This window comes from Haloarcula sediminis (assembly GCF_035656455.1).
Lineage (GTDB): Archaea > Halobacteriota > Halobacteria > Halobacteriales > Haloarculaceae > Haloarcula > Haloarcula sediminis.
Genome location: NZ_JAYMGA010000006.1, coordinates 33599 through 59418, shown reverse-complemented (window position 1 = coordinate 59418; position 25820 = coordinate 33599). Strand labels below are relative to the sequence as shown.

18 protein-coding genes are annotated in these 25820 nt (G+C 66.9%); 9 read left to right on the top strand and 9 right to left on the bottom strand.

The genetic code is table 11. From position 1 onward, the window contains the following. The first annotated feature begins 90 nt into the window (after window positions 1-90). The 4 genes from VJ162_RS11175 to VJ162_RS11160 are packed head-to-tail and all read left to right on the top strand — an operon-like array spanning window position 91 to window position 4211. Entirely contained in the window at window positions 91-1320 is a 1230-nt protein-coding gene (locus VJ162_RS11175) for a glycosyltransferase family 4 protein (RefSeq protein WP_324664329.1), read from the top strand. Further along, entirely contained in the window at window positions 1313-2230 is a 918-nt protein-coding gene (locus VJ162_RS11170) for a glycosyltransferase family 2 protein (protein WP_324664328.1), read from the top strand. The genes VJ162_RS11175 and VJ162_RS11170 overlap by 8 nt, the downstream gene beginning before the upstream one ends. Beyond that, window positions 2227-3450, top strand: coding sequence for a glycosyltransferase family 4 protein (locus VJ162_RS11165; RefSeq protein ID WP_324664327.1), 1224 nt, complete (start codon window positions 2227-2229; stop codon window positions 3448-3450). The genes VJ162_RS11170 and VJ162_RS11165 overlap by 4 nt, the downstream gene beginning before the upstream one ends. After that, a complete protein-coding gene (locus VJ162_RS11160) occupies window positions 3444-4211 on the top strand; it encodes a glycosyltransferase family 2 protein (protein ID WP_324664325.1) in 768 nt (255 codons plus the stop codon). The genes VJ162_RS11165 and VJ162_RS11160 overlap by 7 nt, the downstream gene beginning before the upstream one ends. On the opposite strand, the gene VJ162_RS11155 is transcribed toward VJ162_RS11160, so the two are convergent. Further along, window positions 4160-6130, bottom strand: a complete 1971-nt coding sequence (locus tag VJ162_RS11155) for a hypothetical protein (protein WP_324664324.1) — start codon at window positions 6128-6130, stop codon at window positions 4160-4162. The genes VJ162_RS11160 and VJ162_RS11155 overlap by 52 nt on opposite strands. A gap of 435 nt (window positions 6131-6565) precedes the next feature. On the opposite strand from VJ162_RS11155, the gene VJ162_RS11150 reads away from it, so the two are divergent. The 5 genes from VJ162_RS11150 to VJ162_RS11130 all read left to right on the top strand — a co-directional run bounded on the left by VJ162_RS11150 (window position 6566) and on the right by VJ162_RS11130 (window position 13827). Beyond that, a complete protein-coding gene (locus VJ162_RS11150; RefSeq protein ID WP_324664323.1) occupies window positions 6566-7684 on the top strand; it encodes a hypothetical protein in 1119 nt (372 codons plus the stop codon). 65 nt (window positions 7685-7749) lie between these two features. Next, on the top strand, window positions 7750-8790 hold the full coding sequence (locus VJ162_RS11145) for a hypothetical protein (protein WP_324664322.1): 1041 nt from the start codon (window positions 7750-7752) through the stop codon (window positions 8788-8790). 3 nt (window positions 8791-8793) lie between these two features. After that, a complete protein-coding gene (locus VJ162_RS11140; RefSeq protein WP_324664320.1) occupies window positions 8794-9429 on the top strand; it encodes a hypothetical protein in 636 nt (211 codons plus the stop codon). Beyond that, window positions 9422-11005: an ATP-binding protein gene (locus VJ162_RS11135; protein ID WP_324664319.1), complete on the top strand. Its 1584-nt coding sequence runs from the start codon at window positions 9422-9424 to the stop codon at window positions 11003-11005. Before VJ162_RS11140 ends, VJ162_RS11135 begins: the two co-directional genes overlap by 8 nt. Further along, window positions 11002-13827 carry a COG1361 family protein gene (locus VJ162_RS11130; protein WP_324664318.1) on the top strand — a complete coding sequence of 942 codons (2826 nt, stop codon included), beginning with the start codon at window positions 11002-11004 and terminating at the stop codon, window positions 13825-13827. Before VJ162_RS11135 ends, VJ162_RS11130 begins: the two co-directional genes overlap by 4 nt. A gap of 26 nt (window positions 13828-13853) precedes the next feature. Here the strand turns inward: VJ162_RS11130 and VJ162_RS11125 are convergent, their stop codons facing one another. The 8 genes from VJ162_RS11125 to VJ162_RS11090 are packed head-to-tail and all read right to left on the bottom strand — an operon-like array spanning window position 13854 to window position 25609. Beyond that, window positions 13854-16157, bottom strand: a complete 2304-nt coding sequence (locus VJ162_RS11125; RefSeq protein ID WP_324664317.1) for a hypothetical protein — start codon at window positions 16155-16157, stop codon at window positions 13854-13856. Further along, complete coding sequence (locus tag VJ162_RS11120; protein ID WP_324664316.1) at window positions 16150-17142, bottom strand: hypothetical protein; 993 nt, start codon at window positions 17140-17142, stop codon at window positions 16150-16152. The genes VJ162_RS11125 and VJ162_RS11120 overlap by 8 nt, the downstream gene beginning before the upstream one ends. A 3-nt stretch (window positions 17143-17145) precedes the next feature. Beyond that, the gene (locus tag VJ162_RS11115; RefSeq protein ID WP_324664315.1) at window positions 17146-20157 is read right to left on the bottom strand and encodes a hypothetical protein; all 3012 of its coding nucleotides are present in this window, start codon (window positions 20155-20157) and stop codon (window positions 17146-17148) included. A 1-nt stretch (window position 20158) separates the two neighbouring features. Continuing rightward, window positions 20159-21385, bottom strand: a complete 1227-nt coding sequence (locus VJ162_RS11110) for an FtsZ/tubulin family protein (protein WP_324664314.1) — start codon at window positions 21383-21385, stop codon at window positions 20159-20161. A gap of 3 nt (window positions 21386-21388) precedes the next feature. Next, entirely contained in the window at window positions 21389-23473 is a 2085-nt protein-coding gene (locus tag VJ162_RS11105) for a hypothetical protein (protein WP_324664313.1), read from the bottom strand. Next, the gene (locus tag VJ162_RS11100; protein WP_324664312.1) at window positions 23470-24255 is read right to left on the bottom strand and encodes a hypothetical protein; all 786 of its coding nucleotides are present in this window, start codon (window positions 24253-24255) and stop codon (window positions 23470-23472) included. The genes VJ162_RS11105 and VJ162_RS11100 overlap by 4 nt, the downstream gene beginning before the upstream one ends. Continuing rightward, a complete protein-coding gene (locus VJ162_RS11095) occupies window positions 24252-24485 on the bottom strand; it encodes a hypothetical protein (RefSeq protein WP_324664311.1) in 234 nt (77 codons plus the stop codon). Before VJ162_RS11095 ends, VJ162_RS11100 begins: the two co-directional genes overlap by 4 nt. After that, a complete protein-coding gene (locus tag VJ162_RS11090; protein ID WP_324664310.1) occupies window positions 24482-25609 on the bottom strand; it encodes an FtsZ/tubulin family protein in 1128 nt (375 codons plus the stop codon). The genes VJ162_RS11095 and VJ162_RS11090 overlap by 4 nt, the downstream gene beginning before the upstream one ends. Window positions 25610-25820 lie beyond the last annotated feature (211 nt).

Below are 25820 nucleotides of genomic sequence, written 5' to 3'. Positions count from 1 at the left end.
TGCGACGTCTGTCCCGGCCCGGAAAGCATATCATCCGACTCCGGAGTATGGTAGGACGAACATACCGCCGCGCCGCGGTGTCGACCCCTCATGCCCGACGACCAGTCATCCAGCACCGACCCAGCGACAGAGCGCTCGTACCGGGTGCTCGGCTGTGCGACGGAACACCCGAACCACATCTTCCCGGTCCGGACGCCGTTCAATCACCGCTCGTTCGACGCGCTCAACGCCACTGGCGCCGACCTCGACGTCGTCTCGCCGACGCCCTACGCCCCGCCGGTCGGCCCCTACGCCGAGTACAGACGCGTCCCGGCCAGCGAGCGGTGGGGCTCCTACGAGGTCCACTACCCGCGGTTTCTGTACGCACTGCCCAAGCGGTACCTCTATCACGTCTCGGGCAACTCCGCACAGAAGCGGGTCACTCGCTTCGTCGAGGGCACGTTCGAGACGCCCCACAACGTGGTTCAGGCCTGTGGCTTCTACCTCGATGGCTACAGCTGTCTGGCCTACTGCAAGCGCCACGACATCCCGCTTGTGGCGCTGTCACACGCGGGCGACCTGAAGAACTTCGACCGGTTCAACGACCGCGTCCAGTCCCACATCCGCGAGACCATCGACTACTGCTCGGCCGTCCTCACGGTCAGCGACGAGCTCAGCGACGTCGCCCGGCGGTTCGCGCCGGCGAGCAAGGTCGAGACCCTCCCCATCGGCGAGGACCCCGAGAACTACCCGGTCGACAACCGCGAGGCGATACGCCGGGAGCTTGGTATCGACCCCGAAACCAAACTGCTGCTGTTCGTCGGGCGCTTCGAGAAGGAAAAGGGCGTCAGGGAGCTGACCGCCGCCCTGGACTCGCTCGACCGGGACGACGTGGCCGTCGCCGCCGTCGGCCACGGCGGCGCGCTGCGGTGGTGGTTCCTCGAACAGCTCGGCGAGCTGTCCCACCCCGCCCACGCCTACTGGGAACTGGACCCAATCGCCGTCCGGCGGCTCCACGTCGCGGCCGACCTGCTGGTCCTGCCCAGTCACTTCGAGGCGCGCCCGACGGTCATCTACGAGGCGATGGCCGCGAGGACGCCCGTGCTGGCGTCGAACGTCGGCGGCATCCCGGAGATGGTCGTCGACGGCGAGACCGGCGTCCTCGTCCCCCCACACGACGCCGAGACACTCGCCGAGACGCTCGACTACCTGCTCGCCGACCCCGAGCGGTTGCGGGCGATGGGGGCGGCGGGCCACAGGCGCCTCCTCGACCAGGAGTGGACCTGGCGCCGACACGCCCAGCGCCTGTCCGAGATCCACCGAGAGGTCATGCATGACTGAGGTGAGCGTCGTGATTCCGGCCTACGAGCGGGCCGATATCGTCGGCCGGGCCATCGACAGCGCGCTGTCCCAGACCGTCGACGACATCGAGGTCCTCGTCGTCGACGACGGGAGCGACGACGACACGGCGTCGGTCGTGTCCGGATACGACGACGACCGCGTTCGCTATCTCGCCCACGACACGAACCGTGGGGTCAGCGCCGCCCGCAACACCGGCGTCGAGGCCGCCACCGGCGACTACGTCGCCTTCCTCGACTCGGACGACGAGTGGCTGCCCCGGAAGCTCGAACGACAGCTCGCGGTACTGGCCGAGCGGGGCGAGGGGTGGGTCGGCGCGTACTGCGACGTGGCGACGGCGGGGCTCTCGCAGCTGGGCCGGGTCGCCGGCGCCGTCTCGGAGACGCTGTTTCGCTCCGGCGCGGCCCGGGAGGGCGGCCGGGAACTGGCCGAGTCGCTGCTCGCGATGCGGGTGTTCATGGGCCCGGGCTCGACGCTGCTGGTCGAACGGGACGCCCTGGAGCGGGCCGGCGGCTTCGACGAGGGGCTGTCCATCTACGAGGACTGGGACCTCGTCTTGCGCGTGCTGTCGGTCGGCAAGCTCGCCTACGTCGACGAGCCGCTCGCGCTGACCCACTTCACCGGGGACGCCCCGGCCGAGGCCTACGTCGCGAACGACCGCCGGTATCTGGAGCGCAACGCCGCCCTCGTGGCCGACCTCGAAGCACGCGGGGTGCCGGTCCGGCGGGTCCACCGGATGGGACTGGTGGGGCACTTCCTCGCCGAGGGCCGGTTCGGCGAGGCCAGGTCGTATCTCGACGCCGGGACCGTCGCCCGCCCGAAGAACCTCGCCCGGCTGGCGTTCTGGTCGGTCCTGGGACTGCAAGCGCGTACTCGTGGGGGTAAACGATGAGCGGCCCCAGCTACAGCGGCGACGGCGGGGCGCCTTACCGGGTGCTTGGCTGCTGTATCCACCACCAGAGCCACGCGCTGCCGGTCCGTTCGCCCTTTAACCACCGCTCGTTCGATTCGCTCAACCGCACCGCCGCGGAGCTCGATTTGGTGGTGCCGACGCCCTACGCCCCGCCGGTGGGCCCCCACTCGGAGTACGCGCGGGTCCCCGAAACCGAGCGATGGGGGACCTACGTCGCCCACTACCCCCGCTTTGTCTACTGGGTCCCCAAGCGGTACTTCTACCACCGCTCCGGGGACTCGCTGCAGCGACGGGTCACACCCTACGTCGAGGACACCTTCGAGACGCCCCACGACATCGTCCACGTCTCCGACATCTACCTCGACGGCTACGGGATGTTGAACTACTGTCGCCGCCACGACATCCCGCTGGTGGTCAACAGCCACGCCGTCGATCTCCACAACTACGACTCCTTCACCGAGGGGGCCAAACGCCGGCTGCGCGAGACCGTCGAGTACGCCTCGCGCATCCTCGTCGTCAGCGACGAGCTGGCCGGCGTCGCCCGCCGCTTTGCCGACGAGGCAAAAGTCGTGACGGTCCCCATCGGCGAGGACCCGACGAAGTTCCCGACGGACCAGCGCGAGCGGATACGCGACGAGCTCGGCATCGACCCCGACACGAAGGTGGTTCTGTCGGTCGGGGCCTACAGCAAGGAGAAGGGAATCAAGGAACTCGTCAGCGCCGTCGAGGGGCTCGACCACGAGGACGTGTTGCTCGTGACCGTGGGCCACGAGGGGGACCTCCGGTGGTGGCTGCTGGACCGGCTCGGCTCGCTGCCCCAGGCCTCGCGCTCGTTCTGGCAGCTCGACCCCGTGGCGCTGCGGCGCTGGCACATCGCGGCCGACGTGCTCGTCCACCCGAGCTGGCGCGAGGGGCGCCCGACGGTCATATACGAGGCGATGGCCGCGAAGACGCCCGTGCTGGCGTCGAACGTCGGCGGCATCCCGGAGATGGTCGTCGACGGCGAGACCGGCGTCCTCGTCCCCCCACACGATCCGGAGCAACTGAGCCGGGTGCTGGACGAGCTGCTCTCCGACCCCGAGCGGTTGCGGGCGATGGGGGCGGCCGGCCACCAGCGCCTGCTCGACCAGGAGTGGACCTGGCAGCACCACGCCCAGCGGCTCAACGAGATACACCGGACGGTGATGGACGAATGGTGACCGAGCCGGTGTCGGTCGTCGTTCCCTACAGCCCGAGATACACGCCCGAGTCCATGCTCGACGAGGCAAAGGCGACCGTCGCCGACCAGACAGTCCCGACGGAGCTGCTCGTCGTCGACGATGTCGACACCGGCCCGGCCGACGCCCGCAACGCCGGCCTGGAGCGGGCCGACACCCGCTACGTCGCCTTCCTCGACGCCGACGACCTCTGGACCGCCGACAAGCTGGAGCGCCAGCTGGCACGGATGGCCGAGACGGGCGCCGGGCTCTGTCTGCAGGGCGAGCCGACGAATCTCGACGACTTCGTCTACGACGTGTTCGTCGGCGACGTCTCCGAGGTCACGTCGGCCATCCTCGTCGACACCGAGCGGGTGAGCGCCCGCTTCGAGACGGGGCTGCAACGCGGCGAGGACCTCCTGTACGTCATGGAGGCCGCGACCGAGGCGGGCGTCTGTTGCTGCCCGGACCTCTTTACCCGCCGCCGTCACGAGACCAGCATGATGGCCTCGGGGATGGCCGTCGACGAGTACCGCGACCACGCCAAGCGCTTTGGCCAGCTCGTCGGCCAGCGGGTGCCCGCGGCCCAGCCGTACCTCCCGATCTACTACAACCAGCTGTACACCGACCTCGGCGTGGCCTGTCACGAGGCCGGCGACTACGACCGCGCGGTCACGTACCTGGGGCGGGCAGTCCGCATCTCACCGCACCCCTACTCGGTTGCGTGCCTGTTCCGGGCCGTGTTGTTCCGCGCGCTCCCGTAGAGCCCGTCGTAGCCGTCTTCGCTCCGGTACACCCTGACCGAGTCGGTGGTGTAGATCCGGTTCTGCATCGCCCCGGCCGCCTCGAAGCGTCGCTGCCCCACGGCAAAGCGGTTCAGGTCGCCGGTGCGAACGCCCGCGCCCAGCGCAACGACGTGGTCGGTCCAGCGCTCGCGGGCGACGAGGTAGGTGGCGTCGCTCCCCAGCCCCCCGGCCTCCGCCCGCAGGGCCCGCGTGGCGTTGAACCCGTTCGTCTCGAACGCTCGGTTTGTGACCCGGTCGGTCGCGACGGTTCCGTTCCCGCGCTGTCGGAGGAACGCTGACGCGGTCCCGACCGACCGGAACTCGGTGTCGGACATCGACACCTGCTCGCGGCGCTCGTCGATGTATACGTTTTCCATGTCGTCGGCGGCCAGCACGGTAAAGGCCGTTGCCCCGCCAAGCGTCGCGAGCACCAGCAGCGACGCCACCGCGTACCGCGACTCGACGGCCAGCACGCGCCGGAGCCCGACGGCCAGGGGCAGGAGCGCGAGCAGTGAGACGACGAACTTCAGTCGCTCTATCTGGGGTATCGGGACGGGCAGTGGCAACAGCAGCGCGGAGAGGCCGAGCCCGGTGACTGTCAGGGTAAAGCCCCGGCGGTAACCGGCGTAGTCATCGAGCAGCTCGTAGCCCGCGAGCAACAACAGCGCGGAGAGCCCGGTGGCGTACAGGCCGGTCGGGGTCAACAGCCACGCGACCGCACGTGAGAGGGTGTCGACGGGCAGCACGGCACCGTAGGTAAACAGCCGCGCCGTCGGGACGGCCACCACGTCGAACACCAGCCCGGCGGTCAGTTCGACGATGCCGACGAGGATGCGGCTGGGGGAGTAGGCCCAGTAGGTGAGCAAGAGCAGGGCGCCGACGAAGCCGGGGAACAGGTAGCGATAGCGGAGCGTCTCCCGGATGCTCGCGCCGTGAAACAGCCGGGCGCGGACGAGCAGTACCGGCAGGGCGGCGGCCACAACCGCGGCGAACAGCAGGTAGGTCAGGTGGTGGGTGACGACCATCGTCGCCACGAGCGCCAGTGCGAACACGGAGTGGTGGCGGTAGGGCCCCTCGGCGCGGGCGTCGGCGAGTCGCCGGGTCGTATACAGCCCGACGGCGATGAGCACGACGGCAAGCGCCTGCGGGTAGAAGTACACCGCGTGGTAGGCGAAAAACTCGACGATGGTCACGGCAAGCGCCGTCAGCAGGCCCATGCGGGTATCACCGAACACGGCGCTGCCAAGGAGGTAGGCCAGCGGGACAAGCAGCGTGAACAGCCCGATGCCGGTCAACACCAGCGCGTCGTAGGCCGGCAACCCCGTAAAGTGCGTGACCGCGCCGACGAAGAAGTGAAAGACGGGATAGAGGTCGTAGCCGTGGGGGATAGCGGGCGTGTAGCGGGCCTCGACGAGCAGGTCGACGGCGGCGACGTGGGCGAAGGTGTCGGTGCCGCCGTAGTAAAACCCCGTCGAGAGGTACTTGCCCAGCCGCGGCGCCACGAAGAGCGCACAGAGCTGTGTCAGGACCGCCGGCACGGACGGGTCGCGACGGAGCTGGACGGCGACGAGCGCGAACCCGGCCGGGAGGACGACCGCGAAGGGGAGCAGCCGCGACCCCAGCGCAGCCGTAAGGAGGACGGCCGCCGCGGACAGCGCCACGACCAGCTTCGTCGCGTTGCCCGGCGGAACGGGGCGTGCAGGCGTCGACTGGCCGCCCCGGGACGCGGCGAAGACGCCCAGCGCGACGAGCGCGCCGAGGACGGTAAACCCCGCACGGAGAAGTGTTGGCCGCGGCGCCAGTCCGAGAGCGACCGCAGTGACCAGCCCGGCGACCGCAAGCAGGACCACGGCGACCGGGACGGACATGCCCTGCCGGAACTGGGAAAGAGAGACCATCGAGACGTTACTCCCCCTTCAGGGGGCGGTAGCAAAAGTGTTGCAGTCGAAGTCGGCTGTCGGTGTCGTCGCGCACAGAACGGCGGTGGCGGATGTCCCGGTACGCACCAGTTGTCGGCCGGCCCACTGGAAGCGATGACATCGACCAGTCGACAGCGACGGGAGAACAACCCCATTATGAAATTAGTCTGTCACTTTGCCGCAGCAGAGTGTGCGGTGGCCGGTCGGAACCCATTGAACGGCTCGCGGTGGTCGGCGAACGTCGGCCCCGTCGACACCGGCAGGGAAAGACGGCGGGACGTCGCCGGCGGCGGGACGTATCGGATCTCCGATTATACGTCCGTCGGGACTGCAGGTGCCGAATTTCGCGGCGTCTCGGCTTGAAAAGTCAATGTCATCGGTATTGTTTAGTAAGAACACCTGATAAATCAGCACATGCCACTCCGGCCTATAGATACAGATGTGCTGGAAGACGTGTGCGACTCTGTCGCGAGAGAGAACTACGGCTTTATCTATATAACAGACAACAAGAACGAGGTCAAGACGGCGTACGAACAGGCCGACACGGGCCCGCTGAGCGCCGGCAAGCTCTCGACGAGCGATATCCGGAAAGGGCTGAGCGAGATCGCCGGGAACGACCTGACGGACTTCGAACAGATACGGGACGGCGTCTTCTACATCGACCAGTTCGGGGCGGTCGGCAACGAGGAGATAACCAACGAGCTGACGATGGTTTTCAGCCAGAAGCTCGTCGTCACGGGCGAGCGGCTCCGGTCGGTGTTCTCGCTCGCTATCGACGACCTGGAGTTTTTCGTGGACGAACTCGAGTCGCGGGGGTACCTGCGGCGTATCCGCGCCGGTCAGAACGACTACTACACCATCGGGCCGAAGCTCAAGGAGCGGGCCGACGACGTGGGACTCGACTCCCAACTCGCCCAGGACGCGGTCCACGGTCGTATCTCCCACAGCGAACTGGAGAGTGTCATCGACGTCTCGGCGACGACCGACGTCATCCGGTATCTGGAGAAGGAGGACCTCATCATCGACCTGGACGGGGAGTATCTGGTGAAGTCGCTGCTCGACGAGTACGCCGAGTTCCTCGCAAACGAGATAGACGAGGCCGTCGAGTCCGAGCTGGAGACGGCGAACTTCATCCTCCAGTCGAGCGAGTACAGCGAAATCGTCAAAAACGAGATACGGAGCCGGTTCGACGTCCTCTCGCACGTTCGGGACATCGAGTCGGAGCTTCTCGACGCGGTCGAGTCGGCCGTCGCCGACAGCCTCGGCGTCGAGTTCGACCGAAACATGGCGATTCAGACCGACGAGTTCGAGCAACACACCACCGGCGAGGCGCGCCGGATACTCAACGACGTGAAAGCCGAACTGGACACGGAACCCGGCAAGCTAGGGGAGTGGGTGACGGCCGCCGAGGAACACTTCGAGGAGGTGCGAGTGAGCAACACGAGCGCGGTCAACGACCACATCCGGTCGGTCATCGAGGAGCGCTACCGGGAAGTTGTCGACGAGGAGGAGTTCGGCGGTATGGTATTATGAGCTCAGTCCCGAAAATATACCAAAGAACGATACTGTTGGATACGACAACTATTGGTAACTGAATTATGGCTACAAAGTACAATTTCGAGGAGCTTGAGGGTGGAGAATACGTTGTCGCTGACCCGGTCAACGAGACCGCCGACCCGGTCAGGTTACGGGCAAAGTGGATAGACGGCGACGACATCGAAGGCGAGTGGGAACGGGCTATCGGCGCAGTCATCAAGCGGGACCTGCTGGGCGGGATGGACCTCAAGAACGGCAACGGGCGGATAGACCGGAGCCGCGTAGTCGAGACGCTCGCCTCGGTCGAGGACGAGGACGGGCCCATCGTGACCAGCGAGGACCAGGCCGATGCGCTCATCGAGTACTTCGCCCGGGAGGGAATCGTCGAACTCGACGGCAACGAGGTTCTCATCCTCCAGAACCCCCAGGAGACAGACGAAGTCAGCGGCGAAATGATTCTCAACTGGGCGGCCGGGATAGAGGCCTGCGTCGAGAAGATAGCTGATACGCAAGACCGGATCAGGGCCGCAAAGGAGAAACTGGAGAGCCGCCTCGAAGACATGGACCAGGACCCAAGCCACGTCGAGGAGAAGGCCAGAGAGACGGCACAGGAGCTCAAGAGCCTCGGCGACGGTCAGGGCGTCCCCCAGAACCCCAGCGAGCTCCCGCCCGAGGAGCGCGAACGGTACGACGAGCTCAAGCGAAAGCTCATCTACCACAACAAGATGATGGACGTCATCGACACGGACCTGACCGAGAAGGTCAGACAGGGAACAAACAAGCTCGGCGACAGCCTGGAGCAGCTCGGCTCCGCCCAGACCGCACTCTCACAGAAACAGGGGGAGTTCCGGACCCTGGCCCTTCAGGAACAGGAGTTCCCCGAGGGGGCGGACAACATCGTCCAGAACATGGGCGAACTGGCCACCCAGCTCGCTGGTGTGGAAGGCGTCGAAGAGGCCGCCGAGAACACGGACCCGGACGGGGTGGCACAGCTGGTCGACGACATCACGGAGACAGCCACCGAGACAGCCAACACGGCCACGCAAACGGCCCCGGACGAAGAGCTGACACAGCCGTCGGGCGACCTCGAGATGAGCGGGTGACCGATGTACGCGGTGTCACTGGTCGGCACAGTCGCGCGAGTCGACGCGGGCGCGCGGGAGCTGCTGGAGCGGAGGTCCTTCGCCGAGGGGACGCCGACAGCGACGTTTCGCGACGCACAGCTGATGCTCTGTGAGGTCGCCGAGCTGCTCGACAGCCACCGCCCGTTCCGCCTGGAACGCCACGAGGACCGGGTCGGAGCGGCCGTCCGACACGTCGTCGAGGCGGTGTACGAGCGGGGCCAGGTGCGACAGACGGCGGTCGACTCCGAGGCCGTCTCGGTCGCCAGGCAGGGGGCCGGGCTCGTCGAACGCGACGGGTGGCTGTTCCTCCCACTCGGTCGGGCCGAGCCGATATGCCGGAACTGGCGGTCGGTGTTCGAGGTCCTCAGTGACCGGCTGGAGGGCATCAGCGACCGGTACGGCCAACTCGCCAGACGGCTCCGGAACTCCGAGGGGGCGGCGTCTCACCGCCGGGCCTGTGACACCGTCCGTGAGATGCTGGACGTGTTACGGTCCAGCCTGGAACGGCTCACGACGGTTCGGGACTACGTCTCCATCCGGACGGACCACGACCAGACGGAGCTACTCGAGACCGCGAAGCGACAGATGACCGCCTTTTCGGGTGATACGGATGCTTAACTACACGCCAATAGTCAAACAGGACCAGCCGTCGTCGCGAATCAAGATCGGCAAGAAGAAGCTCGGCCCGGGGGTCGACCTCGTCGAGATACGACATCGCGGGACGCGGGCGCACTTCTACGTCGACCCGGTCGACGACGCCGTCGTCGACGAGATCGGCAACAAGGTGAAGCTCCACCGGAACGTGGCCGACATCTTCGGGGGTATCGACCGGGGTTCGGACTTCAAAATCGACGCGAAAGCAACCAAACGCGAGATAGAGGTCTGTGACTCGGTGAAGATATTCACCAACGAGGTAGCCGAGGAGGAACTGGAGCCGTTCCTCCGCGAGAACGACTATCTGCTCCACCAGATAGAGGAGGTCGTCCCCCGCGGCGATGACCTGGTCACGTTCACCGTCGCCGAGATGTCCCCGACGGGCTACACGACGCTGCGCGTGACCGACGCCACGGACATCGAGTTCATCGACACGGGCGAACTCCGCGAGCTGGAGTCCGCCCGGGACGGGCGCGGCGCCGGCGGCGCCGGTCCCACCCAGGACGACGAGGAGAGTGTGTCGGTCAACCTCGACCCCAAGAAGCCGACGGTCAGCTTCGAGGATGACGTCGCCGGTCTCTCCGAGGTGAAACGGACCGCCGAGATGCTGCTCGCGCTGTTTGACCCCGCGGTCCGAAACGAGGTCGTCGAGCGCTACAGCGACGAGTTCACGTCCCGTGGCAACAGCATGATGCTGTACGGCCCGCCGGGCTGTGGCAAGACACTGGTCTCGGAGGCCATCGCCTACGAGGCAAAGTACAACACGAACATCGAGGAGGACTTCGGCGAGGTGAAGTTCCTCGAAGTCAAGGGGAGCGACGTCCTCTCGAAGTACTCGGGGGAGTCCGAAAAGCGCGTCGAGGCGATATTCGAGAAGGCCCACGGCGTCGCACAGGAGGGGTTTGCGGTGCTCTTTTTCGACGAAGTGGAGACGCTCATCCCCGACCGCAGCGACGACTCGCTCCAGCGCCACGAGCGGTCCCTGACCAACGCCTTCCTCCAAGAGATGAACGAGATAGAGGACAACCTGCTGGTCATCGGAGCGACGAACATGCCCTTCTCCATCGACCCGGCGGCGACCCGGCGGTTCCCGATTCAGCAGTTCATCCCCCAGCCCGACGCCGCGGTGATGGCCGAGGTCTGGCGGAAACACCTCAACGAGCTCACCGGGGCGGGCCAGATAGACTACGAGCGCCTCGGCGAGGCCTCGGTCGGATACACGCCCGCGGAGATTGCGGACCGCGTCCTCGGGAGCGAGTTCCAGCGCGAACTCGTCGAGAGCGTCTACCGCTCGGACAGAGACCCCATCGAGCCCGACACCGAGTACTTCAGCTCCCGGCTGGCGGAGACCGAGCCAAAGACGATACGCCAGTACGTGACGAGCGTGCGCGACCAGCTCGACGACATCGAGGGGTACCCGGAGATGCGTCGCTACGTCGAACAGCAGGCCGCGGACCTCGGAATCAGCCTCTCCCGTGGCCCCTCCGCGCTCGAATCGGCACTCGGCGAGTCAGCCAGCGGGGGTGACGGGTCGATATGACGGACTACCAGCGTGTCGGCTCCTTCGAGTGTTCGTCGACGGCCGCTGTCGGCGTGGCCGCGGGGCGAATCGCGGTCGCCGGCGACAGCCGGGTGACGCTCGTGACGGCCGACGACCGGCTGGAGTTCGACCACGACGAACCGGTCACCGACGTGGCGGTGGGTGACCGGGTGCTCGTCCTCTCGCGGTCACAGCTGACCGCGTACGACAGGACTGGGGCCCGGATATGGAACCTGACGGCCCCCGACGCACACGCCGTCGCGATACATCCCGACTCCGGGGATATCGGCGTTCTCGGGCCGGACACGCTCCGGATTGTCGACCCGGACACCGGCGGGGAGACCGTCGCGACGGACCGCGAGCCGTCGGGCCGACCCGACGACGACCGCCTGCTCGGAACCGACGCGGGGTTCGTGACGGCGACGTGGTCGGTCCTGCAGTGTTTCGGCCTCGACGGCGAGGTGCTGTTCGACGAGAACCTCGATGCGGCGATACGGGACATGGGCTACTGTGATGGCGTGCTCGTCGTCGCCCTGCAGGACGGGACGCTGCGCGGGTTCGACGCCGAGACCGGGGCCCCCCGGTGGCAGACGGAGCTCCCGGTCAGACAGCTGGCCGACAGGGGCCAGGGGACCCTCTTGCTCAGGTCCGACGACGGCGTAAAGGCCGTCAGCTCGGACGGCGCGCTCGACTCCGCGGGCTCCGTGTCGACCGGCGACATCCACGCCGGGTCCGACGGGTCGCTCGTCTGCTCGGTTCGCGAGGGGACCGTCATCAAGCAGGTGCCCGCGGACGAACTGCTCGACATCGAGGTGTTGACCGAGTCGGTGGGCGCGGGCGGCGCTATCGAGATCGAGGCGCGGAACCGAACCGACACGGCGGAACAGCTTACCGTGACCGGGGCGCTGTCTCACGGTGACCTCGCGCCGAGCGACCGCCGGCTGAAGATAGCGGCCGGCGAGTCGTCCGTCGCCGATTTCCCGGTCGAGTCGGTCCGGACCGACGGGTCGGCCGAGTTCACCGTGACCGTCGGCGACCGGGTCGTCGCCCGTCGCGACGTCGGTATCAGCGACGCGGCACAGAGCACGGTCTCCGCGGAAGCGAGCCTGGAACCGGTCGCAGTCACCGACGACGCCGTCGAGGTCGAACTGGCCGTCGAGAACACCGGCGGCGTCACGCTCGACGCCGTCAGCGAGCTGTCGGGCGGCGAGCGTGTCACCGAGCTCGGTCCCGGCGAGACGTGGACAGCGACGCTCACGAAACCGTTCGAGCCGGACCAGCGCCTCACCGTCGGGCTGGAGGTGCTCCGGGCGAACCGCCGCACCGAGCTCGCGCCCACGTGTCAGCTCCCGGCCCGGCCGTCCATCGACCTAGAGCAGCGACGCGACGCCCTCCACGCCCGGATCGAGGCCGACGAGTCGGTGACGTGGAACGACGAACTGGTCATCGAGACGCCGGGGGCCGGCCGGGTGCGCTCCCCGATAGAGATAACCGACGGGGACCTGCTTGTCGTCCTCCCGGTCTACGAGAGCGGCGTCGCGCGCGTCGGGCTCTCCAGGCTCGGCGTCTCGGAGCGCAGTCGGACGTCGGACGGGCCGCTGGCCGACCTCGGAAGCCGGGAGACGCGGACCGACAGCCCCGCGAGCGCGACTGAGCGGTCACCCGAGCGGCGGTCGTCCCAATCGGACGCAGCCACGGACGACGAGAGCGTCGGGAGCGAGTCGAACACCGACCGACCGGCGGCGACGGAGACCGACGACGGCGGAAGAGCCACGACGCCGTCAGCGTCGAGCGAGGACACGGCGGAGTGTCGGCTCGACCGCCAGCTCTCGGCCGCGTCCGCGGCCGTCGGACACGCCGTCCGGGAGCGGCTCACCATCACAAACGAGGGAGCGGCGCCGGTCGCCCCGCGACTGCGTCTTGGCGACGAGGCGCGGGAGATCGGCGAGCTCCAGGCCGGCGAGAGCGTGACACTCGTGCGCCGGCTCGCCTGTCTCAGTCCGGACGGCGGACCGCTGTCGGTCCCGGCGGCCGAGCTGGTGGTCGACGGCACCACCGTCGACGACCTCCCCACGGCGTCGGTCGAGTCCGACGCCGACGGGGTCGGTGTCCGTGGCGTCGTCGACCCCGACAGCGGGGAGTACGAGGTCGAACTCACGAACCGGACCGACGGGACGGCCCGCCTGTCCGGGTTCGAGGTGGCTGGCGAGGAGCTCGTCTCGGACGGGCTGGCGCTGTCGGCCGGCGAGTCCGAACAGCTCTCCGGAAGTCTGGGCTCGCTGCCGGCGGCGGGGCGGGACGTGGTCATCGGAACCATGACGACGGCCGACAGCGGGACCGCGAGTGTCGTCCTGGTCGTCAGCCCGCTGGACGACGGGGGCGACGCCGCCGGCTCGCTGGCGACAGCTATCGGCTCGGCGACCAAAGTCGCCGGCGACTACGGGACGGTCGTCCTGGTCGTCGAGAACGAAACCGAGCGCCCCCTCCGAGACATCACGGTCCGGGCGGACGGGGAGATGATAAACGACATCCTCTACTCCAAAGCCCACCGGGACGAGCTGGCGCCGGGCGATAGAATCGAACACTACGTCGACCTGAAGACCACGGCCGGGACGGTCGACATCGAGTTTACCGCCTCCTTCGAGGCCGGCGATGCGAGCCAGACACGCACCTTCAGTGCGAGCGGCCCCGCGGTCAACACCGAGTCGGAGTGGACCGACGAGCACCGCGAGGCGTGGACGCTCACCGACACGACGACCGCGACCGACAACACCGGGGCGGTCCCGTCGACAGTCGCCACCGACTACAGCCGGTCAGAATAACGGGAAGGCTCCGCCCGCAAACGCGTTTAGACGAGGAAGTCCCCGCTGATAGACGCCTCGGAGTCCTGGACGTACCAGTACATCCCGCGAACGGTGTGTACTGTCAGCGCGAGGACGAGCAGGACGGTGAGGCCGCTGACGGCAAACAGCGAGTAGCGCGCGGTGGTAATCTGGCTCGCACGCTGTGAGCGTTCGCTCGCGACGGTCTCGGCCCGCGCCGATTCGCCGGCCGCCGAGAACGCGTCGCTTGAGTCGCTGTACGCCGTCAGGACCGTCTCCGAACGGGCCTCGAACTCGTCGTACGCGAGCGGGTTCAACACGAGCGGCTGGCCGGCGACGGTGACGAAGATGTCGGACTGCATACCGTCCCAGGCCTGTGTCGCGTTCTGGCGCGCTGCCTCGCCCTCGGCGACCCGGGTCCGGTAGCGTTCGAAGGCCGCGCCGCTCTCGGACTCCAGACGGCTGGCCCGCTCCGTGTCGCCCTGCAGCGACGCGATACGGGCGAGTTCGCCCTTGATAGTCGCCTCCTGCAGCGGCGACGTGCTGTTAGAGGCGAGCTGTTCCTGATAGTGCTGTTCCTGCTCGCTCAACAGCCCTTCGAGTTCGGGGGCGGCGGTCTCGCGGATACTGTCACTGCGAGAACGGAGCTGGTCGTCCTGAATCGCGTCCCCGTAGGTCGACATGGTGTCAAACGCCACGGCCGCCCGAACGAGTTCAGCCTGTGCCGCGTCGTTGTTCCCGTTCCCGATGGCCTGCTCGGCGGCGTCGACGGCCTCGAGGTAGCGCACGACGCTGTCGCTGAACGTCAGGACCCGCGGCAGGTCCTCGCGGGGGAGGTCGCCGTCACGGATGCGCTCGTCGGCGTCGTTGACCATCCCCAGCGTCTGCTCCGAGACGCGGTCCAGGGAGCCGCTGTCGGTCGACGCGTCGTTGAGGTCCGTCCGTATCGGGTCGAGGTTCAGCGGAATCGGCGTCGCCCGAACGGTCACGTCCCGTGATTCGACATCCTCACCCTCGATGGCGTACGTCCAAGTGTAGGTCGTCCCGATGTCCGCGGCCGGCGGGAACTCGACCCGGTAGTTCACGGTCTGGGACGAGCCGGAGCTGATACTGTCGCCGGGCGGGCTGACGACGGTTATCCAGTCGGCAGGCCCGTCGACCAGACGCATGTTCACGTCTCGAACGTCCCGGTAGCCCAGTTCTTCGCTGACGGTGACGGTGGTCGACTTGGTGTTGCCGATCGGAATGTCACCGACCGAGACGTCGTCAGAACTGAGCCCCATCCTGATACCGTGTGTGACCGTCACCCGCTCGTCTAACTGGCGGTCGGCGACGCTCGCGTCGTTGGACTCGACGGTCCCATCGAGGTCGTACGTGCCCTCCGACAGCCCGGTCGATGCGGTCACCTCGACCTCGACGGTTTCGGTCGATGAGGCCGGTATCACCCGCGGCTCGTCGACGACTGACACGTCGAACTCCCCCGATTCAAACCGGATACCCCGGAATTCGAGCTGGCGGTCGCCCGCGTTTTCGACGTCTATCTCGGCCGTCTTCGTTATCTGGCCGCTGCTCCGTGGCTCGTCGAAGGTGATCCGGTTGGGGTCCAGATCGACCGACCCGAACTGGGCCGGATACGCCACGAACGACTCCAGGGTCTGTTCGCGCTCTACTGACAGTCCGTCGTCGGGGTCGAGACGGAGATCACCGCCGATATCATCGTACTGAGAGGCCCCCGAGTCTGCGGTAAACCGGACCCGGACAGTCGTTGACCCGCCGGCCGAGACGGTCGCCCCTTCGAGCCCGCCAACGTCCAGACCAGCGGTGTCACCGCTGACCGACATGCCCCTGAAGCCGCTGTAGCCGCCGACCTCCTCGACGGTGATGGTGGCCGTCCGCGACTCGCCCCTGAGGACGCCGTCGTCCTCGACCCAGTCGGGGACGTCGGACAGCTCGACGTAGGCCGGCGTCTGGACCGTGTAGTCGACGCGTTCGGTCTTGCCGCCGCCGCTGACGTCGAGCGTGGCCGACTCGCTGCCGTCGGCGTCGAGCTCGACGACTATCTCGCCGGTCTCGCCCGGCCCCAGCTGTCCGGGCTGGGAGACGACGGAGTGGCCGCCGCCGATACTGGCCGTGGGCTGGACTGACACGTTCGGGTCGTTGTTCGTCACCTCGACGGTGTGTCGCAGGGTATCGCCGTCGCCGGGCTCGAACGTGACCGTCTGTGAGTCCGTATCGAGCTGCCACGACGTGGTGTTTGCCTGTGCGCCCGCCGTCGCGCCGACGACGAGCGAGAGGACGACGAGCGGGAGCAGGAACCGGTGGCTAAACATTGTTGTCCCCCATGACGACGACGGAATCCACCTGTGCGAACTCGTATGCGCGCTTCCAGGCGAACAGCCGCGAGGCGACAAGCACCGTCACCAGCGCGACGACGGCCCCGTAGACGATCATGAGTGCCGTCGCGCCGAGGGCGAGTGCAGAGCGCATCGTCGACGCGGTCTCGGCCCCCGCCGAGAGCGTCGAGCGGCGCTCCTCGAGCCCGTGCTGGTCGGCGCGGCCGGCGGCGTCACGCAGGCGCGGCTCGACGGAGATGGCCTGCGTGTACAGCCCGAACACGCCGACATGGTGGGTCGTTATCGCGCCGACCACGCTCTCACAGTCGGTACACCGGCTCTCGAAGCCGTTCATCGCCGCCTGTGACTCGTTGATTTGCTCGCGGTCCGCGGCCAGCTCGGCCCTGAGACGCTCGATCTGTCGGGTGTACTCACTGGCCTGGTCGGGGTTGTTGGCACGGCTGTAAGCCACGGCGGCCATCCCCCGAAGCTCGACTTCCGCCCGGGTGCTGTTGGCGGTGTCAGCCTCGGAGGCGAGCTCGGTCCCGATCTGCTCGTAGTAACGGGTCAACGCGAGCTCGGAGAGGGCCGCGAGCGACTGGTCGCGCTGTCGGAGCTGGGAGATGTTCTCCTCGGTGTCGTTTGCGGCCGCCAGGCTCGCCTCGTACTCGCCGGCCTCGAACCGCGTCTGTGCCGTCTGGAACGACCGCAACATCGCGATGACGCTGTCGAGCTCGGCCGCCTCCTCGTCGGTGAACGTCCCGACCTGGACGGCCGTTATCGACTGTGTGTGGACGGTCTCAAGCTCGCTGTAGCTGTCGATCACGCCGAGCTCTTCCAGCTCGCGGAGGGTCTCGAAGTACTCGCTCGACGTCTGGGGACTCTCTTGAGCGGTAGTGACACCGACCGCGGGGCTCGCCGCCACGAGCGCGAGCAGCGCGGCCAGGAGCGCAATTCGTCGCCGTTCAGTCTCGGTTGCCATACGTTAAAACACCGTCCGTGAGAGCCGCTCAGTGAGTTCCGGGTGGTCGAACAGCTCGTCGACCGCATCGAGCAACATGATCGCGACGTGTGTCGCGACGACCTCGTCTACGTGGTCACCCCGGGACTCGATGCCGACCTCGTCCAGCATCGACCGGGCCGGGGCGGTCTCGGAGACCGCGCCCCGCTCGGCGTCGATGCGGTCCGAGACGCTGTCCGCCCGAGCCGCGTAGCTCCGGCGGACCGCCATCTGGTCCTCGTTGAGGCGCTCGACCAGCGCCGGGAGGTCGAAGCCCCCCTGCCAGCGGACGGTCGCGTCCGGCATGTCCGCACACGCGGTAAAGAGGTCGCGGTTCCGTTTCGTCGACATCGCGTCGGCGACCGTCTCGACTGCCGCTCCCGCGGCCTCTAGCGTCGCCTCGGTTATCTCGTCGGGGTGTGCCTCGGCCGAGATGAGCTGGTCCCCCTGCTCGGGGAACGCCTCGACCGCGTCGAGGACGGTCTCGATGACGCTCGCGTAGTAGTTGGGAATCGCCAGGTCGATACCTGACTTGCCAGTTATCTGGTCCATATCGCGGCGGATCTGGCTGATGCGGTCGCGGTGAGCTCGCGATAGCTCCCAGGTGAACGCGGCGTCCATCTCGACTTCGGTCCGGTCGCCCTCGGTCACCTCGAACGTGACCTCGCTGCTCCGGTACAGCCCCTCAGTCGACGCCGGCGGGTCTATCGCCGCCCGATACCGGCCAACCGGTATGCTGCTGGACCGGTGGGTCCCGTCCGGTTCCGAGGTCACGTTCACGTCCGAGCCGTAGAGCTTGTTCAGGTGGTCGTCGGCCGGCGAGATGGTGATGTCCATTCCGCCCGTGCGCGTGCCGTCGATACTGGTAACGAAAGAGAGTGTGCCCGTCTTGGCGTCGAGGGCGATAGTCTCGGTGACGGAGCCATCGAGGGCGAACTCGGAGACGGACTCGTGGTAGCGGTCGTGGACCGTCGTAATCGTCACCCGTTCGGCGCCCGACGGCGGGTCGAACGACACGGCACCATCACTGTCCGTCTTTTTCGTCAGCGTTTGGCCGTCCCCGTCCAGTCGGACCGAGGCGTTCGGAATCGGGGCGTCGCGGTCAGGGTCCCTGACTGTCAGCGACACCTCCGGAAGGTCGATAGGGAGCCTGAGGCTATCGGGGCTCTCCAGTTGTCCGAACCGTATCGTCTCCGGCGACGACGAGTAACCGCCGTGTGTGGCCTCGACGACCCAGTTCCCGCTGGAGAGCTGCAGAGCGGCCCGCCCGTCACGCACCGTCTCGGTGACCCGCTCGTCGCTCCCCTGTTTGCGAGCCGATATCTCACAGCGGCCCGAGATCGGGCCGCTCCCGTCGCTGACAGTGACCGTGACGTCGTGTGTCACGGCCCCACTGCTGTGTCGCCCGCGGCTGGCCGTGCCGTCGTGCAGCGCACGACCGCCGACGGCGTAGCTGCTTGCCCCCACGAGGAGCATCCCCAGGGCCCCGCCGATGACCAGCGGTTGCTGGAGGGGAGATATCTTGAAGATTTGGCCGATGAAGTACGCGAGGACGATGACACAGGCGACCGCCACCACGCCGAGGCCGACGTTGATGTAGTCGGGCTCGCCGCGCTCGCGGCCGATGTACAGCCCAGCGCCAATGGCGCCGGCGAGGAAGGGAACGAGTAGTCCGGCCGGGAACAGGACCGAGAGCACGCCGCCGAGGAGCGAGGACTGGTCCTCGCCGCTACCGCCGGGCTGTGAACCGTTCGAGCCGCCCCCACTGGCCTCCGACAGCGACACGTTCAGCACGCCCGCGTCAGTCTGCAGACGAAGCGTGTCGGTGGCATTGACCGTCGTTCCGGACAGAGAGAGCGTCTGCCCGTCGAGGCTGAGGGAGTCGCCCTCCAGATACGCCGAGTCGTTCGCGCTATCGCCAGTAATCGTCGCCGCGTCGATACCGAGCGACGTGAGCGAGTATTTGAACTGGACGGTCCCGTTGCTCGTGACCGCAGCGTCAGTCTGTACCGGCTGGTCCACGTCGGTTATCTCTGACTGGTTCAGCAGCGCCGTCTCGCCGCGGGTGAGGGAGACGTTCACCTTCTGTGCACCGACCACGTCCGTCGCGTTCGGAATCGGGACGGTCCCGGCGCCAGTCGCCTCCGCCGGCATCGAGTTGTCGACCGACGTGCCGTCGATGCTGTGGACGGTCACGGTGTACTCGGTCCCGGAATCGACGGCCGGATGCCAGAGCTGTACCTCGTCGGTCGTCAGGCGGATATCGGGCCCGACAGACCGGGGCTCCGCGATTGGGACGCCGTCGCTCTTGACCGTCAGATCCGGCGTCGGCTTGTCACCAGCCTTCGCTTGGAGGACGAGCAGGTTCCCATCGCTTCGGAGGTCGGCGTCCACCTCCCGCTCCCCGAACTCGGCGGTGACGGTGTCGTTCGCGCCGACGCCGGTTGTTCCGGCCGTAACGACGTAGTGTTGGCTGCCGTTCGTCCAGACGGGCCCCTCGCCGAGGAACACCGAGTGAAGCGGGGCCGTGTCGCTGATGCCCGTCCCGTTCAGCTCGACGGTGGCCTCAGCCAGCGAGCCCCGGACGGACAGACCGTGCCCGGGCGTTTTGAACGTCTCGTTGCGGGTGCCATTCCAGACCGTCGACTCCCCGATGTCCCACGTCTGTGTACCGACCAGATTGCCCTCCGAGTCGCTGATGTTGAGGGTCACGTCGTCGGTCAAGTTGGCGCCGCTGACATAGCTCTCGTCCACCCAGACGGTGAACTTGTTGTGAGCCGTCCGTCTGACCGTGAAGTTCGCGTCCGCGGTCCCGCTGCTCTGGGCGACCGCCGTCGACCCGTCCCCGGTATCCGCGGCGGCGAGGCGCTGGCTCCGGTCGGCGTCCGCCGCGGCGGCCGCGGCGGCCGGTCCCGCGACTGACAGCACCACCACCAGCACACAGAGGGCGGCGCCGACCCCCCGCAACGTCCCGCGTCGAGTGCGTTCCCCGAACATGTTATCCCGCGTTCTGGTCGACGTACTCTTTCAGGTTCGACACGACGCGGTCGAGTTCGGCGTGGGTCAGGTTCGTCCCGCCGCCGCCGGCGGACCCGGCCAGGCTCTCTCTGAGCATCTCGAAGTTGTCCCAGGAGTGGTCCAACAGCGGGTTGAGGTCGAACCCGCCAAGCAGGAGCAACACGTCGACGTCCGTACCCTTCCCCCGCTTTGGGGTGAGACTGGCCTGTCCGGCGACGTTGATGTCGTGGCTGTCGGTCCAGCTCCGGAACGCGTCGTAGACGTCCGGTTCGGAGATTTCGCCGCTGTCTATCATCGACTCCGGGGCCCGGACGATGGCGTAGGCGGCCTGAGTCGTGTCGATACTCATCGGGACGAAAGTGTTCTCCGCGGCCTGTTCGAGGACGTACTCCAGCTCGAAGATAGAGCCGTCGACGTCGGTGGCGACGGCCGGGGTAAAGTGGTAGGCGTCCATCTGGGACGGGATCGTCACGTAGTCTTTGATGTCGATGACGCTCCGTGTCTCCCGCCCGGCGCCGATCATCAGATCGATGGCCTCGATGATCGCGCTGTTTATCGAGTCGTACTGCTCCGCGCCGTCCCCGCTTGCCTGCTCTATCTGGGAGTTGGCCGCCAGCAACACCATGTCCGCGTTCTGGACGTTGTCCTCGGTGCGCAACAGCCGCGAGAGGCCACAGACCGCGTTGAAGTGGCGCTGGGGCTGTTCGTAGTAGTACGGCCACACGCCGAAGGCGGTGTGGATGACGCTGTCTATCCAGCCCGGGACGTCCATCTCGGCGTCGGTCAGCCCGTTCTTGAACTGCTCGATGACGTAGGGAATCGAGCCGTTACCGGTCCCGCCCCCCAGCGTCGCGATATGCATGAACGCGTCGGAGTTTGGCATCTCGTCTTCGATCCGGCCAACGACCCGGTCGAGGTCCTCGCGAGCACACTGCTCGCCGTTCGGGAAGAAGTTGCCCGCCCCCTCCTGGGAGCCAAACTCCAGTGCGTTCTCCTGCATCAGCTCCTCCTCGTTGCCCGCAGACCCCATGTGTTCCTGCAGGCGGTTTATCGTGTTCCGGAGGTCGGACCGGTTCGTGTTCATAACGAGTATCCGGTCGTCGATGCCCGGGTTCTCCGCGCGGCTGAAGAACTGTGAGGCGATTCGGCCGCCGCCTTCGCCCGATGCAACGACGCTCCATCTGGTGTACGTATTATTAGCTGACATTTTCTAGTTTATCTCGATAGCCGTCGCGGACGTGGTCACGTCGGCCCCCAGGTCGAGCTCGGAGACGACACCGCGGATGACGTCGTCCGATACGGGAACCGACAGGAAGTTCTCTCTCGCCTCGTCAAACCGGAGCTGCTCGCCCGCCTCCAGGTTGTACTGGACGATGTTCTCTATCTCGCGTCGGACCTGGGACGGGTCGTAGACAACGATGTCGTCCTCGAACTCGGTCAGGTCGTAACCGTTCTCCTCCCCCCAGATCGCGACGAGACAGGGCGCGTACGCGTCCCGCACCGGGAGCTCCATCGCCGTGGAGACGTAGTCCTGTTCCTCGAAGGTCGACCGGACCTGGCTGTCGACCGCCGACAGGTGGTCGGTCATGTCCTCGTCGAAGCCGTCACACACCCGCTCTCGCAGCGAGAGTCCGGTGAACTCCACGCTGGTCTCGACCTCGTCCTCGACGGTCAGTTCCTCGGAAACGGAGCCGAACTCGTCGACGCCGGGGTCCGCCGACAGGGTGTAAACACCGGACGGGACCTCCTCAAAGGTCACCGAGCCGGCGACGCGCGTCTCGATTGTCTCGGTCAGCGAGACGGCTCCCCCGTCCAGTTCCACGGTGGCCTGTCGCGGCTCGCCGCCGCGCTCGTATTCGAGCCCGACAGTCACGTCGTACTGTTCGACGTCGCCCCGATGGAGCACACCGGTCTCCGGGTCGAACTCGACCGACGGGTTCCGTCGGTTGTAGAGCCCGAGGAACTGCTCGGCGTGGCGGACCGGCAGGTCGTCCCCAGTGACCTCGCCCGTCTCCTGAAGCGTCTCGTCTATCTCCCCGGCGAAGTCGTCGTAGGCGTCGACGACCGACGCCTTGGTCGTCGTCGTCGCCAGCGCGTCAGTCAGCCGGGCGGCGCCGTCGGCGAACTCGGCGGTGAATCGCTCCATCTCGTCGATGCCCGCAAGCGTGTCGGCGAGTGACTCCCCGACGACGTCGGGTTCCGTGTAGTACCCCCCGGGGAGGTCCGCCGTCCGCAGGGTCCGTGCAGAGTCTTCCAGCTCCGACTCCATCGACCGGACCATGGCGATACAGGTCTCCCGCAGCGTCGCGCGGCGGCTGGTCAGCTCCGACAGCTCCAGCGCCGAGTCGATGCCCTCGACGGTCTGTTGCATCTGTCTGACGGTGTCGAACTGGTCCGCGTCGACGTACTGCTCGACGTCGGAGTCCATCACCGTCTCGATCAGCGTCGTCAGCGACTCCCGCTCCGCCTCGAAGGACCCCGAGAACTGGTCTCTGAGCCAGTCCTGTGCCTCCAGAACGGACTCGACGGCACTCTGGTAGTCGCTCCGGTCGGCGGCCGACTGTGCCGCATCGAGCTTGGACTCGACGGGCTCTAGGTCGTCGGGCCGGTTCTCGCCCCGGCTCATCTCGCGGATGCCCTCGGTCGCGGTCGCGACCGCCTCGTCCGACTGGAGCCGAATCGCATCGAGCGTATCGCGCAGCTGTGGCACCGAGTCGGTGTCGGGTACCGTCGTCGACGGCACCGCGTCGATGAGGTCGGCCGATTCGAGGCGCTCGAAGGCGCTCTCTATCTCCGCGACCTCGCTCCGGACGAACGTGCCAAACGCCGCCTCCATCTGGTCGCCGAAGCTCTCGACCTCCGTCTCCAGCCGGTCGAACTCCTGGATGTCCGCATCGGAGACGCTACTAGTGACCTCGAAGGAGCCGGAGTCGGGGTCGAACTCGACGCCCTGGGTCCGGAAGTCCGCGACGATTGAGTCGGCCTGGGCGTCCAGGCTGGGCGTCCAGCGCGGGTAGGTGTCACGGAGCTCGTTGAGCGTTCGAAGCGTCGACTGGAACGACTCGGCGACGCTCCCGGCCCGTTTCTGGACGAACTGCTGTTCGCTCGTCTTTGTCCGGGTCAGCATGCCCCGGACGTACAGCGCGATAGCGCCGACGACGACGACCGGGATCCCCACCAGCGTCGCCCACACTACCTCGGTCGAGCCGGTAGACACGAACAGGCCGGCGCCGACGGTCGCTACCAGTAGGATGATACCACCGATTCCGAGTCTCGTACGCGTGCTTGAACTCATACAATCACACCGATTATTCCCACCGCTCCCAGCAACCACAGCGCGCCGAGGCCGACCAGCGTCAGCGCGATCCCGACCGCCAGCGGGACGAGGCCGGCCCGCCGATTGTAGCTGACGTTGCTGCTCAGTCGCATCTGCTCGGTGACGTTCCGCGCCTCACGCAGCGGAACGAACGCACCGAGGATCGCCCCGACGACCAGACTGACGGCGCCCGCGGCGCCGAAGTACTGAGTCACCGTCGACGCCGCGCTCTGGCGCTTGGTATCGACAGTGCTGTTGTACCGTTCGACCGACGCCGCGGCGGCGGCCTCCGTCTCCGTGTACCGGCGCTCGAAAGAGCGGAGGACCACGAACTGCTGTGCCGGCGCCATCTCGCCGGTCAGGACAGCGTGCGTGAGGTTCTCGTAGGCCCAATCGAGTTTCGTTCGGTTCTTCCCAATCGTCTCCAGATTGTCCTTAGCCGCCGAATGTGTCTCGCTGGTGTAGGTGTCTGCGCTCCGTATCGTCGCCGTCGTCTCGTTGAGCGAGGCCGACGCGTTGCGGATGGAGTTGTTCGCCTCACGGAACCGCTCGCACGCGACGAGGTAGCTCTCCGAGAGGTCGGCTGTCGACGGACAGTCGACGGCTGGCTGCGTGACTGCCGGGGCCTGAGCGGCGCCGTCCGCCGGACCGAGCCGCTCGGTCGATGTCTCACCGGCACCAGGGGCAGCGGCCACTCCGCCGGCCACCGAGCCGACCAGCAGAACGAGCAGAAGTACCATGACCGGGGTTTGGCGGCTCATGAGTCAAGCTTGTCCCTGATCTGTTTGCGTTTGTAGAGATACGTCGCGACGCCGGAGACGGTGATTCCGAGGCCGAGCCCGAGTACCACACCGGAGCCGGCGAGCACCAGCACCTGCTCGGCCAGCCGACTGACGGCTCTGGCGCGGGAGCCGGCGGCAATCGCCCCGTCGGAGGCCGTCGCCAGCGCCGCCATCGCGTGTGTCACCGCCTGCGAGACCGTGCCCATCATGTTGTCAGCTGTTCGGCTTCCGCCTCGTAGTTGGCGGCGATGTCCGCGATCTCGTTGAGCCGCGTCACGTCCTCACGCCGGTACGTCAGCAGGGTCGTCAGCGAGACCAGCCGACGGTCGCTGAGGGCGATGCCCAGGTTGACCTCGTTGAGACTGCAGCTCTCTTCGAGGAACTGCTGGACCGTCGCCATCTCGACGCTGTATTTCCCGTCGGTGAGATAGGAACTCGGGGCCCGTATCAGCGAGATGGCCTTCTGTACCTCCGCGCTGTCGGCCCTCGCGAGGGTCTGTTTCGAGGCCGACAGCCGCGAGAGCGCGGCGCTGTCTATGTCCTGTTGCCCGATGGCCGGGAGCAGGTAGCCCCCGAGGCTGTGGGTCATCGTGACCGAGCGGCCGATCGCCGCGTAGCCCGGCTGTGAGTCGCCCGAGCCCACCCCGAACGACAGCGACGTGAGGATGTCGCGCACGTCTATGTCCGGGGTATCGACCCCTGACACGTCGCTCGCGTCCACACCGCTGAACACCGGTCCCGTTATCAGGTCGTGCAGCGAGGCCGCGACGTACTCGTTGTACTGGCTGAACTGGCCGGCCGAGGAGTCGAGGTGTGAGATACGCTGGTTGTCGACCAGGATGATACCGTCCGCCTCCTCTTCGAGCCGGTCGATGCCGTAGTTCGCGTTCCAGGCCTGTCGCCCCGCGCCGCCGCCGTCCGCGCTGTCGTTTGCCGCCGACCCGGCCGTGTTCGGGAGGATGGCGATCGCGATGACCTTCGCGTGCCCGTCGGTGTACTCCTTTATCTGTCGGGCGAGGTGCGGACCGATGCCACATCCCGTTCCACCGCCGAGACCGAGACACAGGAAAACGAAGTCTATCGTCTCGGTCTCGGCCCGGTTTACCTCCTCGTCGTCCGCGTCCGGGTCCGGGTCCGTGGTGGGGGTATCACCGAACCGGCGGTCGAGGGCCGCCTCGACTTCCCCGTCGTACTGGCTCATCACCTCGTCGGCCTTGACGGGGTTCCGACCGAAGCCGCCGGTCACCTTCTCCTCGAACCCCGGCTCGGAGCGTTCGACCAGCCCGTGTTGCTCGGCGATCCCCAGCTGATTTTCGTTTGGTATATTTGACAAATTCTCCAGATCTCGAATTGTCGAGTTGAAGACAATTGGTGTTCCGAGCGTGGATATATCTGGATTCGAGAACAGTCCGAGCATCGAATCGTCGGTAAACTCGAACAGCGCGTCGATAACGGCGCTCCCGGCTTGCCCTGCTCCCACAAACAGATATGTCATTGATTCACGACCAATTCATTTTAATTCCTTGTTAAAATAATTATCGATT